This window comes from Pseudomonas sp. KBN10P06128 (assembly GCF_037574945.1).
GTDB classification, from domain to species: domain Bacteria; phylum Pseudomonadota; class Gammaproteobacteria; order Pseudomonadales; family Pseudomonadaceae; genus Pseudomonas; species Pseudomonas aeruginosa.
The window spans coordinates 4077232-4091542 of record NZ_JBBELR010000001.1; the positions used below are offsets into that span (position 1 = coordinate 4077232).

Genomic DNA, 14311 nt, shown 5'->3' on the forward strand with positions numbered 1-14311 from the left:
AAGACAACCTTCACCAGCAGGTTTTGAGTGGGTCAGTCGGTGCTCAACCAATACATTTCTTGAAGGATTGACCATGTCCGCATATCAGAACGAGATCAAGGCAGTTGCCGCGCTGAAAGAGAAGAACGGCAGCAGCTGGAGCGCGATCAACCCCGAGTACGCAGCTCGCATGCGTATCCAGAACCGCTTCAAGACCGGCCTGGATATCGCCAAGTACACCGCGGCCATCATGCGCAAGGACATGGCCGAATACGATGCGGACTCCTCCGTCTACACCCAGTCGCTGGGTTGCTGGCACGGCTTCATCGGGCAGCAGAAGCTGATCTCGATCAAGAAGCACCTGAAGACCACCAACAAGCGCTACCTCTACCTGTCCGGTTGGATGGTCGCCGCGCTGCGCTCCGACTTCGGCCCGCTACCGGACCAGTCCATGCACGAGAAAACCGCGGTTTCCGGCCTGATCGAAGAGCTGTACACCTTCCTGCGCCAGGCTGACGCCCGCGAGCTGGACCTGCTGTTCACCGGCCTGGACGCTGCCCGCGCCGCTGGCGACAAGGCCAAGGAAGCCGAGCTGCTGGCCCAGATCGACAACTTCGAAACCCACGTGGTGCCGATCATCGCCGACATCGACGCCGGCTTCGGCAACGCCGAGGCGACCTACCTGCTGGCCAAGAAGATGATCGAAGCCGGCGCCTGCTGCATCCAGATCGAAAACCAGGTGTCCGACGAGAAGCAGTGCGGCCACCAGGACGGCAAGGTCACCGTTCCGCACATCGACTTCCTCGCCAAGATCAATGCCGTACGCTACGCCTTCCTCGAGCTGGGCGTGGACGATGGCGTGATCGTCGCCCGTACCGACTCCCTGGGCGCCGGCCTGACCAAGCAGATCGCCGTGACCAACGAGCCGGGCGACCTGGGCGACCTGTACAACTCCTTCCTGGATTGCGAAGAGATCTCCGAGGCCGAGCTGGGCAACGGCGACGTCGTGATCAAGCGCGAAGGCAAGCTGCTGCGTCCGAAGCGCCTGGCTTCCAACCTGTTCCAGTTCCGCAAGGGCACCGGCGAAGATCGCTGCGTCCTGGACTGCATCACCTCGCTGCAGAACGGCGCCGACCTGCTCTGGATCGAAACCGAGAAGCCGCACGTCGGCCAGATCAAGGCAATGGTCGATCGCATCCGCGAAGTGATTCCGAACGCCAAGCTGGTCTACAACAACAGCCCGTCCTTCAACTGGACCCTGAACTTCCGCCAGCAGGTGTTCGATGCGTTCGTCGCCGAAGGCAAGGACGTTTCCGCCTACGACCGCAACAAGCTGATGAGCGTCGAGTACGACGACACCGAGCTGGCCAAGGTCGCCGACGAGAAGATCCGCACCTTCCAGCGCGATGGCTCGGCCCACGCCGGCATCTTCCACCACCTGATCACCCTGCCGACCTACCACACCGCCGCGCTGTCCACCGACAACCTGGCCAAGGGCTACTTCGCCGACGAAGGCATGCTGGCCTACGTGAAGGGCGTGCAGCGCCAGGAACTGCGCCAGGGCATCGCCTGCGTCAAGCACCAGAACATGGCGGGCTCCGACATCGGCGACAACCATAAAGAGTACTTCGCAGGCGAAGCCGCTCTGAAGGCCAGCGGCAAAGACAACACCATGAACCAGTTCCACTAAGGAACAGGGGCCAGCCGGGCAGCCACGATCTGCCCGGCCCGCCTCGCGAAAACCCCGGCTCCGGCCGGGGTTTTTCATTTCCGGATCATGGCAAAAGGCCTCGAGTGCCTGTCATCGTCCCGTCGCTTTCAGCGGTTAGCGTCAATGCTCCGTCGATCAGCCCACAAGGAGCACGTCCGTGAGCCTGGAGAAAAAAGATGCCATCCTGTTCGGTGATGGCGACGAGTTGCCCAGCAACCATTCGAACAACCCGCACATGAACGACCTGATCGCCGGCCTCGGCCGCCGCCAGGTCCTGGCCGGCGGCGCGGCGCTCGGCGCCCTCGCCTTCCTCGGCGTCGCGCTCCCCGCCAGCGCCGCTCCCGCCGAAGCGCAGGCGCCCGCCGCGGAAGGCCTGCGCGGCTTGCCTTTCAAACGCCGCAACCGCTTACCCTTCGAAGCCATCGCCAGCGGCCGCGCCGATACCATCCGGGTGCCCGCCGGCTACAAGGCGACGCCCTTCATACCCTGGGGCACCCCGATCAGCGGCAGTTATCCGGGATTCCTCGACGACGCCAGCAACAGCGCCCAGGACCAGGCCGAACAGATCGGCATGCACCACGACGGCATGCACTTCTTCCCGATCGACGCGCAGTTCGGCTTCGGCGGCGGACACATCAGCAACCATGGCCTGCTGGTGCTCAACCATGAATACATCGACGCGCCGCTGCTGCACACCAATGGCCCGACCGTGGTCGATGGCAAGCGCACCGTCGCCGATGAAGTGCGCAAGGAAATCAACGCCCATGGCGTTTCCGTCGTGGAGATCCGTCGCAACGTGCGTGGCGAGTGGAATGTCGTACCGTCGCAACGCAATCGGCGGATCACCGCCGCCACGCCGATGCGTATCGCCGGCCCGGCGCGCGGCCACGAACTGCTGCGCACCCGCCACAGTCCGGACGGCACCCGCACCCGCGGCACCCATAACAACTGTTCCAACGGTTTCACCCCCTGGGGCACCTACCTCACCTGCGAGGAGAACTGGGTCGGCTATTTCTCCACCCAGGACAGCGAACTGCCGCGCGAACTGACCCGCTACGGTATTCGCAACACCAGCCGTTTCGGCTGGGAGACCCTGGCGGGCGACGAGTTCGAGCGCTTCGACGCCACCCGCAAGGGCAAACAGGCCCAGGACGACTACCGCAACGAACCGAACAACTTCGGCTGGATCGTCGAGATCGACCCGTTCGACCCGCAATCGGTACCGGTCAAGCGCACCGCTCTCGGCCGCTTCGCCCACGAAGGCCTGGTCTTCGCCCCGGTCAAGCCGGGCCGCCAGGTAGTCTGCTACTCCGGCGACGACTCGCAGAACGAGTACATCTACAAGTACGTCAGCCGCGACAAGTTCCGTCCGGGTCGCAGCAACGCTCGCCTGCTCGACGAAGGCACCCTCTACGTCGCCCGCTTCAACGCCGATGGCAGCGGCCAGTGGCTGCCGCTGGACATCGCCGACGGCAACTTCCGCGCGGCCTGTCGCAAGGCCGGGGTGAGCTTCGCCGACCAGGGCGAAGTGCTGATCAACACCCGCCTGGCCGCCGATGTCCTCGGCGCGACCAAGATGGATCGCCCGGAGTGGGGCGCGGTCAACCCGGACAACGGTGACGTCTACTTCACCCTCACCAACAACACGTCGCGCACCGTCGCCGACGCGGCCAACCCACGGGTGAAGAACGCCTACGGCCATATCATCCGCTGGCGCGAACGCAGCCGCGACTATGCCGGCCAACGCTTCACCTGGGACCTGTTCATGCTCGCCGGTCCCGGCGAAGACAGCCGCGGCCCGGACGGCAAGCCGCTGAACCAGGACAATATCCTGGCCAGCCCCGACGGCCTCTGGTTCGACCCGGAAGGCCGCCTGTGGATCCAGACCGACATGAGCGGCAGCCAGTTGAGCAGCGGCCCGTTCGGCAACAACCAGATGCTGGTGGCCGACCCGCGCACCGGCGAACTGAAGCGCTTCCTCACCGGTCCACTGGGTTGCGAGGTGACCGGCATTGCCGCGACGCCGGACTTCCGTACGCTGTTCATCAACATCCAGCACCCGGGGGAAGGCTCGACCGCCGATAACCTCCTCAGCACCTGGCCGGACGGGCCGGGCCGCCGGCCACGCTCGGCCACCGTGGTGATCACCCGCGAAGACGGCCGACGCCTGCTCTGACGCGCCACGACGACCTGCGTTGGCCGGAATGCCGGCGCAGGTCGCCGCTACAGCCGTGGGCAAGCCCGGGCAAAGCGGGTGGAATGCAGGCTCCCCTCTCTATGGAAGGACGCCAGCATGCCCAAGCGCAATCGTCTCAGCCGCGCCGTCGGCGCCATCAACCTCCTCCCCCGCCGCCTGCGCAGCCGCAGCCTGACGCTGCTGCTGGGCTCCCAGGTGCGCTTCGCCGGCACGGCGAGGGTGCGCATCCATGAACTGGGGCAGGAGCGCGCTATCCTCAGCCTGAAGAACCGTCGACCGGTGCAGAACCACATAAAAGGTATCCATGCCGCGGCGATGGCCTTGCTCGCCGAGTCGGCCAGCGGCTTCCTGGTCGGAATGAACGTACCGGACGACAAGCTGCCGCTGATCAAGACCATGAAGATCGACTATCTCAAGCGCGCCCAGGGCGACCTGACCGCCATCGCGACGCTGGAGGCCGGACAGATCGAGCAGATCCGGCAACAGGACAAGGGCGAGGTCCGCGTGGCGGTGTTGGTCAGCGACGAGAACGGCAACCAGCCGATCGTCTGCGAGATGGTCTGGGCCTGGGTCGGCAAGAAACCCCGGGACGCTACCGCAGCCCCTAGGTAGCGCACCTCCAGAGCGACTACATCTGCGCTGCGAAGCGAACCGCCGCAAACCTTGCCCAGCGCCTTCGCATCCGTCACGAATAACCGCGGGCGCAGCCCCAGGCGGCGCCGCAGCCGGGTTGCCATGGTGCGGAAAGAAGAAAAACCGCCATGCCCCGGCCCGGAAAATATTCCCGGTTTAATGCAATAACGGATTGGGCGAGAGTAATTACCAATAAAAGGGTAAACAATAGTAACGCGGCGAAGAATATATGTAGCGAAGTTATACGGATGCGACATTGCAAACGATATTCATTATCGTTTGAAGCCTTGCAAAGAGCCCTCCCCCACGCTTCGCGGCAATACGACCAAAAGCCAGCCAGGCCGCGCCATTTCTCGCAAAGACAGCATTCACGAGGGTTTCGGGGATTAACCAAAGCGCTGAAAAAAGCAGAGAAGCGTCTGTTTGTGTTAGAAAAATTTACTTGTCCGGCGCTTTGGGCATAAAATCGGAAAGATACATACAACCCTTAGCTCACTACGCAGCGGGTTGCACAAGAAGTCGGGCATTGCGCCCAGAACCCACGATCTTATATATCCGGTACAGAAGGAGTATCAGCATGCCAAACCCAGCTGAACTTGCAGCTCATCACTGGGGATTCGCTGCCTTCCTTCTAGGGGTCGTTGGCCTTCTCGCCTTCATGCTAGGGGTTTCGTCCCTGCTTGGCAGCAAGGCATTTGGTCGCAGCAAGAACGAACCCTTCGAATCCGGGATCGTCCCCACCGGAGGCGCACGCCTGCGTCTCTCGGCAAAATTCTATCTGGTCGCGATGCTCTTCGTGATCTTCGACGTCGAAGCCCTCTTCCTCTTCGCCTGGTCGGTGTCGGTTCGCGAAAGCGGCTGGGCCGGCCTGATCGAGGCAACCATTTTCATAGCAATTCTGTTGGCGGGTCTTGTCTATCTTTGGCGGATCGGTGCGCTCGATTGGGCTCCCGAAAGCCGTCGCAAGCGGCAGGCGAAGCTAAAACAATGAGGCTTTGGCGATGCAATACAAACTTACCCGGATCGATCCCGATGCGGCCAACGACCAATACCCGATAGGCGAACGGGAAACCGTAGCCGACCCGCTGGTCGAGGGCCAGGTTCACAAGAACATCTTCATGGGCAAGCTCGAGGATGTGCTGAACTCCACCGTCAACTGGGGTCGCAAGAACTCGCTCTGGCCCTATAACTTCGGGCTGTCGTGCTGCTACGTGGAGATGACCACCGCCTTCACCGCGCCGCACGATATCGCCCGCTTCGGCGCCGAAGTGATCCGGGCGTCGCCGCGCCAGGCCGACTTCATGGTCATCGCCGGCACCTGCTTCATCAAGATGGCCCCGGTCATCCAGCGCCTCTACGAGCAGATGCTCGAACCCAAGTGGGTCATCTCCATGGGCTCGTGCGCCAATTCCGGCGGCATGTACGACATCTATTCGGTGGTCCAGGGGGTCGACAAGTTCCTCCCCGTGGACGTCTACATCCCCGGCTGCCCGCCCCGTCCGGAGGCGTTCCTGCAAGGCCTGATGCTGCTGCAGGAGTCCATCGGCCAGGAGCGCCGCCCGTTGTCCTGGGTCGTTGGCGACCAGGGGGTCTACCGCGCCGAAATGCCGGCCCAGAAAGACCTGAAACGCGAGCAGCGCATCCAGGTGACCAACCTGCGCAGCCCCGACGAAGTGTGATCCGGAACTCCCGGCCAGCCCCGCTGGCCGGCCGAGACCAGCCGCGTTCACCCCACCGTTGACCGAAAGCGACCGAGACCATGACTGCAGACTCCGCTCTGTACATCCCGCCTTACAAGGCAGACGACCAGGATATCGTCGTCGAACTGAATTCCCGCTTTGGCGCCGAGACCTTCACCGTCCAGCCCACCCGTACCGGCATGCCGGTGCTCTGGGTCCCGCGCGAAAGACTGATCGAAGTCCTGACCTTCCTCCGTCAGGTACCCAAGCCCTATGTGATGCTCTACGACCTGCACGGCGTCGACGAGCGGCTGCGCACCCATCGCCGCGGCCTGCCGAGCGCCGACTTCAGCGTGTTCTACCACCTGATGTCGCTGGAGCGTAATAGTGACGTGATGATCAAGGTCGCCTTGTCCGAGCGCGACCTCAACCTGCCCACCGCCACCCGTATCTGGCCCAATGCCAATTGGTACGAGCGCGAAGTGTGGGACATGTACGGCATCACCTTCACCGGCCACCCGCACCTGACCCGCATGCTGATGCCGCCGACCTGGCAGGGCCATCCGCTGCGCAAGGACTACCCGGCGCGCGCCACCGAGTTCGATCCCTACTCCCTGTCCGCCGCCAAGCAGGACCTGGAGCAGGAGGCCCTGCGCTTCAAGCCGGAAGACTGGGGCATGAAGCGCCACGGCGAGAACGAGGACTACATGTTCCTCAACCTCGGCCCGAACCACCCGTCCGCCCACGGCGCGTTCCGCATCATCCTGCAACTGGACGGCGAGGAGATCATCGACTGCGTCCCGGAGATCGGCTACCACCACCGCGGCGCCGAGAAGATGGCCGAGCGCCAGTCCTGGCACAGTTTCATCCCCTACACCGACCGCATCGACTACCTCGGCGGGGTGATGAACAACCTGCCCTACGTACTCTCGGTGGAGAAGCTCGCCGGGATCAAGGTGCCGCAGCGGGTCGACGTGATCCGGATCATGATGGCGGAGTTCTTCCGTATCCTGAACCACCTGCTGTACCTGGGCACCTATATCCAGGACGTCGGCGCCATGACCCCGGTGTTCTTCACCTTCACCGACCGCCAGCGCGCCTACAAGGTGGTCGAGGCCATCACCGGCTTCCGCCTGCACCCGGCCTGGTACCGCATCGGCGGCGTCGCCCACGACCTGCCGCGCGGCTGGGACAAGCTGGTCCGCGAGTTCCTCGACTGGATGCCCAAGCGCCTCGACGAGTACGAGACCGCGGCCCTGAAGAACAGCATCCTGCGCGGCCGGACCATCGGCGTCGCCCAGTACAACACCAAGGAAGCCCTCGAGTGGGGCACCACCGGCGCCGGCCTGCGCGCCACCGGTTGCGACTTCGACCTGCGCAAGGCCCGCCCCTACTCCGGCTACGAGAACTTCGAGTTCGAGGTACCGCTGGCCCACAACGGCGACGCCTACGACCGCTGCATGGTCAAGATGGGCGAGATGCGCCAGAGCCTGCGGATCATCGAACAGTGCCTGAAGAACATGCCGGAAGGCCCGTACAAGGCCGACCATCCGCTGACCACGCCGCCGCCGAAAGAACGCACGCTGCAACACATCGAAACCCTGATCACCCACTTCCTGCAGGTTTCCTGGGGCCCGGTCATGCCGGCCAACGAAGCCTTCCAGATGATCGAGGCGACCAAGGGTATCAACAGCTACTACCTGACCAGCGACGGCAGCACCATGAGCTACCGCACGCGTATCCGGACGCCCAGCTTCGCGCACCTGCAACAGATCCCCTCGGTGATCAACGGCAGCATGATCGCGGACCTGATCGCCTACCTGGGTAGCATCGATTTCGTTATGGCTGACGTGGACCGCTGACATGAGCCAGAGCAACCTGATTCAGACCGACCGTTTCGTCCTCAGCGAAACCGAGCGCTCGTCCATCGAGCATGAAATGCATCACTACGAGGACCCGCGCGCGGCGTCCATCGAAGCCCTGAAGATCGTCCAGAAGCAGCGCGGCTGGGTGCCGGACGGCGCCATCCCGGCGATCGGCGAGGTGCTGGGGATCCCGGCCAGCGACGTCGAAGGCGTCGCCACCTTCTATAGTCAGATATTCCGCCAGCCGGTGGGCCGCCACATCATTCGCGTCTGCGACAGCATGGTCTGCTACATCGGCGGCCACGAGTCGGTGGTCGGCGAGATCCAGAAGCAACTCGGCATCGGTCTCGGCCAGACTACCGCCGACGGACGCTTCACCCTGCTCCCGGTCTGCTGCCTGGGCAACTGCGACAAGGCCCCGGCGCTGATGATCGACGACGACACCCATGGCGACGTGCGTCCCGACGGTGTCGCCAAACTGCTGGAGGCCTACGTATGACCCTTACCTCCATTGGTCCGGCCAACCGCATGACGCGTTCGGCGGAAACCCATCCGCTGACCTGGCGCCTGCGCGAAGACGCCCAGCCCGTCTGGCTCGAGGAATACCAGAGCAAGGACGGCTACGCCGCGGCGCGCAAGGCGCTGACCCAGATGGCCCAGGACGACATCGTCCAGACCGTCAAGGACTCCGGCCTCAAGGGCCGCGGCGGCGCGGGCTTCCCCACCGGCGTGAAGTGGGGCCTGATGCCGAAGGACGAGTCGCTGAACATCCGCTACCTGCTGTGCAACGCGGACGAGATGGAGCCGAACACCTGGAAGGACCGCATGCTCATGGAGCAGCTGCCGCACCTGCTGGTGGAAGGCATGCTGATTTCCGCGCGCGCGCTGAAGGCCTACCGCGGCTACATCTTCCTGCGCGGCGAATACGTCGATGCGGCGCGCAACCTAAACCGCGCCATCGACGAAGCCAAGGCCGCCGGCCTGCTCGGCAAGAACATCCTCGGCAGCGGCTTCGATTTCGAGCTGTTCGTCCACACCGGTGCCGGCCGCTACATCTGCGGCGAAGAGACCGCGCTGATCAACTCGCTGGAAGGCCGCCGCGCCAACCCGCGTTCCAAACCGCCCTTCCCTGCCGCCGTCGGCGTCTGGGGCAAGCCGACCTGCGTGAACAACGTGGAGACGCTGTGCAACGTGCCGGCCATCGTCGGCAACGGCGTGGACTGGTACAAGACCCTGGCCCGCCCCGGCAGCGAAGACATGGGCACCAAGCTGATGGGCTTCTCCGGCAAGGTGAAGAACCCCGGCCTGTGGGAACTGCCGTTCGGCGTCAGCGCCCGCGAGCTGTTCGAGGACTACGCCGGCGGCATGCGCGACGGCTTCCAGCTCAAGGCCTGGCAGCCCGGCGGCGCCGGTACCGGCTTCCTGCTCCCGGAGCACCTGGATGCGCAGATGTTCGCCGGCGGCATCGCCAAGGTCGGCACCCGGATGGGCACCGGCCTGGCCATGGCGGTGGACGACAGCATCAACATGGTTTCCCTGCTGCGCAACATGGAAGAGTTCTTCGCCCGCGAGTCCTGCGGCTGGTGCACCCCCTGCCGCGACGGCCTGCCGTGGAGCGTGAAGCTGCTGCGCGCCCTGGAGCGTGGCGAAGGCCAGCCCGGCGACCTCGAGACCCTCGAGCAGTTGGTCAACTTCCTCGGCCCAGGCAAGACCTTCTGCGCCCACGCGCCGGGAGCCGTCGAGCCGCTGGGCAGCGCCCTCAAGTATTTCCGTGCCGAATTCGAGGCGGGCATCTCCCGCCAGCCTTCGGCCGCGCCGCGCCCGGCAACGGTCGGCGCCTGATGCTTTGCAGCCGGACGGCCAGCCGTCCGGCGATGTTTCGTCGTCGTGCCGCGGCCCGGCCGCAGGCCCGACGGAACCGTGAGTTTCTATTAGCCACGCCCGCTGACAACGGGCCAACGAAGACTTGAACCATGGCCACTATCCACGTAGACGGCAAGACGCTCGAAGTCGATGGTGCAGACAACCTCCTGCAGGCCTGTCTGTCCCTCGGTCTCGACATTCCCTACTTCTGCTGGCACCCGGCGCTCGGTAGCGTCGGCGCCTGCCGCCAGTGCGCGGTGAAGCAGTACACCGACGAGAACGACAAGCGTGGTCGCCTCGTCATGTCCTGCATGACCCCCGCCACCGACAACACCTGGATCTCCATCGAAGACGAAGAGGCCAAGCAGTTCCGCGCCAGCGTCGTCGAATGGCTGATGACCAACCACCCGCACGACTGCCCGGTGTGCGAGGAAGGCGGTCACTGCCACCTGCAGGACATGACGGTGATGACCGGCCACAACGAGCGCCGGTACCGCTTCACCAAGCGCACCCACCAGAACCAGGAACTCGGCCCGTTCATCGCCCACGAGATGAACCGCTGCATCGCCTGCTACCGCTGCGTGCGCTACTACAAGGACTACGCCGGCGGCACCGACCTCGGCGTCTACGGCGCCCACGACAACGTCTACTTCGGACGGGTCGAGGACGGCGTGCTGGAAAGCGAGTTCTCCGGCAACCTCACCGAGGTCTGCCCCACCGGCGTGTTCACCGACAAGACCCACTCCGAGCGCTACAACCGCAAGTGGGACATGCAGTTCGCCCCGAGCATCTGCCACGGCTGCTCCAGCGGCTGCAACATCAGCCCCGGCGAGCGCTACGGCGAGATCCGCCGCATCGAGAACCGCTACAACGGCTCGGTCAACCACTACTTCCTCTGCGACCGCGGTCGCTTCGGCTACGGCTACGTCAACCGCGAAGACCGTCCGCGCCAGCCGCTGCTGGTGCTGAGCAAGCAGAAGCTGAGCCTGGACGGCGCCCTCGACCAGGCCGCCGCCCTGCTGAAGGAGCGCAAGGTGGTCGGCATCGGTTCGCCGCGCGCCAGCCTGGAAAGCAACTTCGCCCTGCGCGAGCTGGTTGGCGAAGGCAACTTCTACAGCGGCATCAACGAAGGCGAGCTCGACCGCCTGCGCCTGATCCTGCAGGTCATGCAGGAAGGCCCGCTGCCGGTGCCGAGCATCCGCGACATCGAGGACCACGACGCGGTCTTCGTCCTCGGCGAGGACCTGACCCAGACCGCCGCCCGCATCGCCCTGGCCCTGCGCCAGTCGGTGAAGGGCAAGGCCGTCGAGATGGCCGCCGACATGAAGGTCCAGCCGTGGCTCGACGCCGCGGTGAAGAACATCGCCCAGCACGCGCAGAACCCGCTGTTCATCGCCAGCGTCAGCGCGACCCGCCTCGACGACGTGGCCGAGGAAACCGTCCACGCCGCACCGGACGACCTCGCCCGCCTCGGCTTCGCCGTGGCCCACGCGATCGACCCGAGCGCTCCAGCCGTGGCCGACCTCGACCCGCAGGCCCAGGCCTTCGCCCAGCGCATCGCCGATGCCCTGCTGGCGGCCAAGCGTCCGTTGGTGGTGTCCGGCAACTCGCTGGGCAACAAGGCACTGATCGAAGCCGCGGCGAACATCGCCAAGGCCCTCAATCAGCGCGAGAAGAACGGTTCCATCAGCCTGGTGGTCGGCGAAGCCAACAGCCTCGGCCTGGCGCTCTTCGGCGGCGACTCCGTGGAAGCCGCGCTCGAGCGACTGACCTCCGGACAGGCCGACGCCGTGGTGGTGCTGGAGAACGATCTCTACCGCCGCACCGACGCCGCCCGTGTCGACGCAGCCCTGGCGGCGGCCAGGGTGGTGATCGTCGCCGATCACCAGCAGACCGCCACCACCGCCAAGGCGCACCTGGTGCTGCCGGCGGCCAGCTTCGCCGAAGGCGACGGCACCCTGGTCAGCCAGGAAGGCCGCGCCCAGCGCTTCTTCCAGGTGTTCGACCCGACCTACTACGACGCCAGGAACATGGTCCGCGAGGGCTGGCGCTGGCTGCATGCGATCCACAGCACCCTGCAAGGCAAGCGCGTCGACTGGACCCAGCTGGACCACGTCACCGAAGCCGTGGCCGAGGCCAAGCCGATCCTGGCCGGTATCCGCGACGCCGCACCGGCCGCCTCGTTCCGCATCAAGGGCCTCAAGCTGGCCCGCGAACCGCACCGCTACAGCGGGCGCACCGCCATGCGCGCCAACATCAGCGTGCACGAGCCGCGCACCCCGCAGGACATCGACTCGGCGTTCGCCTTCTCCATGGAAGGCTACTCCGGCAGCCAGGAAGACCGTCAGCAGATCCCGTTCGCCTGGTCGCCGGGCTGGAACTCGCCGCAGGCCTGGAACAAGTTCCAGGACGAGGTCGGCGGCCACCTGCGCGCCGGCGACCCCGGCGTGCGCCTGATCGAACCGAAGGGCGAAGGCCTCGACTGGTTCCAGGCCGTGCCGGTGCCGTTCAGCGCCAAGGCCGACAGCTGGAAGGTAGTGCCTCTGTACCACCTGTTCGGTAGCGAGGAAAACAGCTCGCGGGCCGCGCCGATCCAGCAGCGCATCCCGGAGACCTACGTCGCCCTGTCCAAGGAAGACGCGGACCGCCTCGGCGTCAACGACGGCGCGACCCTCGGCTTCCAGCTCAAGGGCCAGGCCCTGCGCCTGCCGCTGCGCATCGATGAACAACTCGGCGCCGGCCTGATCGGCCTGCCGGTCGGCTTCGCCGGCATCCCGGCGGCGATCGCCGGCTGCTCCGTGGAAGGTCTGCAGGAGGCTGCACAATGAGTTGGCTGACTCCCGCTCTGGTCACCATCATCCTCACCGTGGTCAAGGCCATCGTGGTGCTGCTCGCCGTGGTCATCTGCGGCGCCCTGCTCAGCTGGGTCGAGCGCCGCCTGCTCGGCCTCTGGCAGGACCGCTACGGCCCCAACCGGGTCGGTCCGTTCGGTGCGTTCCAGCTCGGCGCGGACATGGTCAAGATGTTCTTCAAGGAGGACTGGACCCCGCCGTTCGCCGACAAGATGATCTTCACCCTGGCCCCGGTGATCGCGATGGGCGCCCTGCTCGTCGCCTTCGCCATCGTTCCGATCACCCCCACCTGGGGCGTGGCGGACCTGAACATCGGCATCCTGTTCTTCTTCGCCATGGCCGGCCTGACGGTGTACGCCGTGCTGTTCGCCGGCTGGTCGAGCAACAACAAGTTCGCCCTGCTCGGCAGCCTGCGCGCCTCGGCCCAGACCATCTCCTACGAGGTGTTCCTGGCCCTGTCGCTGATGGGCATCGTCGCCCAGGTCGGCTCGTTCAACATGCGCGACATCGTCCAGTACCAGATCGACAACGTCTGGTTCATCATTCCGCAGTTCTTCGGCTTCTGCACCTTCATCATCGCCGGCGTCGCCGTGACCCACCGTCACCCGTTCGACCAGCCGGAAGCGGAGCAGGAACTGGCGGACGGCTACCACATCGAGTACGCCGGGATGAAATGGGGCATGTTCTTCGTCGGCGAGTACATCGGCATCGTGCTGGTCTCGGCGCTGCTGGCGACCCTGTTCTTCGGCGGCTGGCACGGTCCGTTCCTGGACACCCTGCCCTGGCTGTCGTTCTTCTACTTCGCCGCCAAGACTGGCTTCTTCATCATGCTCTTCATCCTGATCCGCGCCTCGCTGCCGCGTCCGCGCTATGACCAGGTGATGGCGTTCAGCTGGAAGGTGTGCCTGCCGCTGACCCTGATCAACCTGCTGGTGACCGGCGCGCTCGTGCTGGCCGCGGCCCAGTAAGGAGAACCACCGTGATCAAAGAAATCATCAACGTCGTGCATGGCACCTTCACCCAGCTTCGCAGCCTGGTGATGATCTTCGGCCATGCCTTCCGCAAGCGCGACACCCTGCAATACCCCGAAGAGCCGGTCTACCTGCCGCCGCGCTATCGTGGCCGGATCGTCCTGACCCGCGACCCCGACGGCGAGGAACGCTGCGTAGCCTGCAACCTGTGCGCCGTGGCCTGTCCGGTTGGCTGCATCTCCCTCCAGAAGGCCGAGACCGAGGACGGTCGCTGGTATCCGGAGTTCTTCCGCATCAACTTCTCGCGCTGCATCTTCTGCGGCCTGTGCGAGGAAGCCTGCCCGACCACCGCGATCCAGCTCACCCCGGACTTCGAGATGGGCGAGTTCAAGCGCCAGGACCTGGTCTACGAGAAGCACGACCTGCTGATCTCCGGCCCGGGCAAGAACCCGGACTACAACTACTACCGCGTTGCGGGGATGGCGATCGCCGGCAAGCCGAAAGGCGCCGCGCAGAACGAAGCCGAACCGATCAACGTGAAAAGCCTGCTGCCATAAGGAG

Annotated in this window: 11 protein-coding genes; all 11 read left to right on the forward strand. The window is 65.0% G+C overall.

Features of this window, described 5'->3' with window-relative positions; translation table 11 throughout:
- The first annotated feature begins 73 nt into the window (after nt 1–73).
- The gene (locus VQ065_RS18920) at nt 74–1669 is read left to right on the forward strand and encodes an isocitrate lyase (RefSeq protein ID WP_003090447.1); all 1596 of its coding nucleotides are present in this window, start codon (nt 74–76) and stop codon (nt 1667–1669) included.
- Nucleotides 1670–1847: 178 nt separating this feature from the next.
- Complete coding sequence (locus VQ065_RS18925) at nt 1848–3866, forward strand: PhoX family protein (RefSeq protein ID WP_003108746.1); 2019 nt, start codon at nt 1848–1850, stop codon at nt 3864–3866.
- Nucleotides 3867–3944: 78 nt separating this feature from the next.
- Complete coding sequence (locus VQ065_RS18930; protein ID WP_073660168.1) at nt 3945–4499, forward strand: DUF4442 domain-containing protein; 555 nt, start codon at nt 3945–3947, stop codon at nt 4497–4499.
- Nucleotides 4500–5097: 598 nt separating this feature from the next.
- On the forward strand, nt 5098–5511 hold the full coding sequence (locus tag VQ065_RS18935; protein WP_003090452.1) for an NADH-quinone oxidoreductase subunit A: 414 nt from the start codon (nt 5098–5100) through the stop codon (nt 5509–5511).
- 10 nt (nt 5512–5521) lie between these two features.
- Nucleotides 5522–6199: a NuoB/complex I 20 kDa subunit family protein gene (locus tag VQ065_RS18940; RefSeq protein ID WP_003090455.1), complete on the forward strand. Its 678-nt coding sequence runs from the start codon at nt 5522–5524 to the stop codon at nt 6197–6199.
- Between the two features lie 80 nt (nt 6200–6279).
- Nucleotides 6280–8061 (forward strand): NADH-quinone oxidoreductase subunit C/D, encoded by a 1782-nt coding sequence (gene nuoC / locus VQ065_RS18945; RefSeq protein ID WP_003090458.1) that lies wholly within the window; start codon nt 6280–6282, stop codon nt 8059–8061.
- 1 nt (nt 8062) lies between these two features.
- The gene (nuoE, locus tag VQ065_RS18950; RefSeq protein WP_003090460.1) at nt 8063–8563 is read left to right on the forward strand and encodes an NADH-quinone oxidoreductase subunit NuoE; all 501 of its coding nucleotides are present in this window, start codon (nt 8063–8065) and stop codon (nt 8561–8563) included.
- Nucleotides 8560–9906, forward strand: coding sequence for an NADH-quinone oxidoreductase subunit NuoF (gene nuoF, locus VQ065_RS18955; RefSeq protein WP_003090462.1), 1347 nt, complete (start codon nt 8560–8562; stop codon nt 9904–9906). The genes nuoE and nuoF overlap by 4 nt, the downstream gene beginning before the upstream one ends.
- Before the next feature lie 131 nt (nt 9907–10037).
- Nucleotides 10038–12755 carry an NADH-quinone oxidoreductase subunit NuoG gene (gene nuoG, locus VQ065_RS18960; RefSeq protein ID WP_003090464.1) on the forward strand — a complete coding sequence of 906 codons (2718 nt, stop codon included), beginning with the start codon at nt 10038–10040 and terminating at the stop codon, nt 12753–12755.
- Nucleotides 12752–13747, forward strand: a complete 996-nt coding sequence (nuoH, locus tag VQ065_RS18965; RefSeq protein WP_003090465.1) for an NADH-quinone oxidoreductase subunit NuoH — start codon at nt 12752–12754, stop codon at nt 13745–13747. Before nuoG ends, nuoH begins: the two co-directional genes overlap by 4 nt.
- Before the next feature lie 11 nt (nt 13748–13758).
- Nucleotides 13759–14307 carry an NADH-quinone oxidoreductase subunit NuoI gene (gene nuoI / locus VQ065_RS18970; protein ID WP_003090467.1) on the forward strand — a complete coding sequence of 183 codons (549 nt, stop codon included), beginning with the start codon at nt 13759–13761 and terminating at the stop codon, nt 14305–14307.
- Nucleotides 14308–14311 lie beyond the last annotated feature (4 nt).

What these genes read in the sequence shown, in the direction of transcription:
- nuoF (WP_003090462.1), top strand. Translation starts at nt 8,560, where the DNA reads ATGACCCTTACCTCCATTGGTCCGGCCAACCGCATGACGCGTTCGGCG.
- nuoG (WP_003090464.1), top strand. Translation starts at nt 10,038, where the DNA reads ATGGCCACTATCCACGTAGACGGCAAGACGCTCGAAGTCGATGGTGCA.
- VQ065_RS18920 (WP_003090447.1), top strand. Translation starts at nt 74, where the DNA reads ATGTCCGCATATCAGAACGAGATCAAGGCAGTTGCCGCGCTGAAAGAG.
- nuoE (WP_003090460.1), top strand. Translation starts at nt 8,063, where the DNA reads ATGAGCCAGAGCAACCTGATTCAGACCGACCGTTTCGTCCTCAGCGAA.
- VQ065_RS18940 (WP_003090455.1), top strand. Translation starts at nt 5,522, where the DNA reads ATGCAATACAAACTTACCCGGATCGATCCCGATGCGGCCAACGACCAA.
- nuoH (WP_003090465.1), top strand. Translation starts at nt 12,752, where the DNA reads ATGAGTTGGCTGACTCCCGCTCTGGTCACCATCATCCTCACCGTGGTC.
- VQ065_RS18935 (WP_003090452.1), top strand. Translation starts at nt 5,098, where the DNA reads ATGCCAAACCCAGCTGAACTTGCAGCTCATCACTGGGGATTCGCTGCC.
- nuoC (WP_003090458.1), top strand. Translation starts at nt 6,280, where the DNA reads ATGACTGCAGACTCCGCTCTGTACATCCCGCCTTACAAGGCAGACGAC.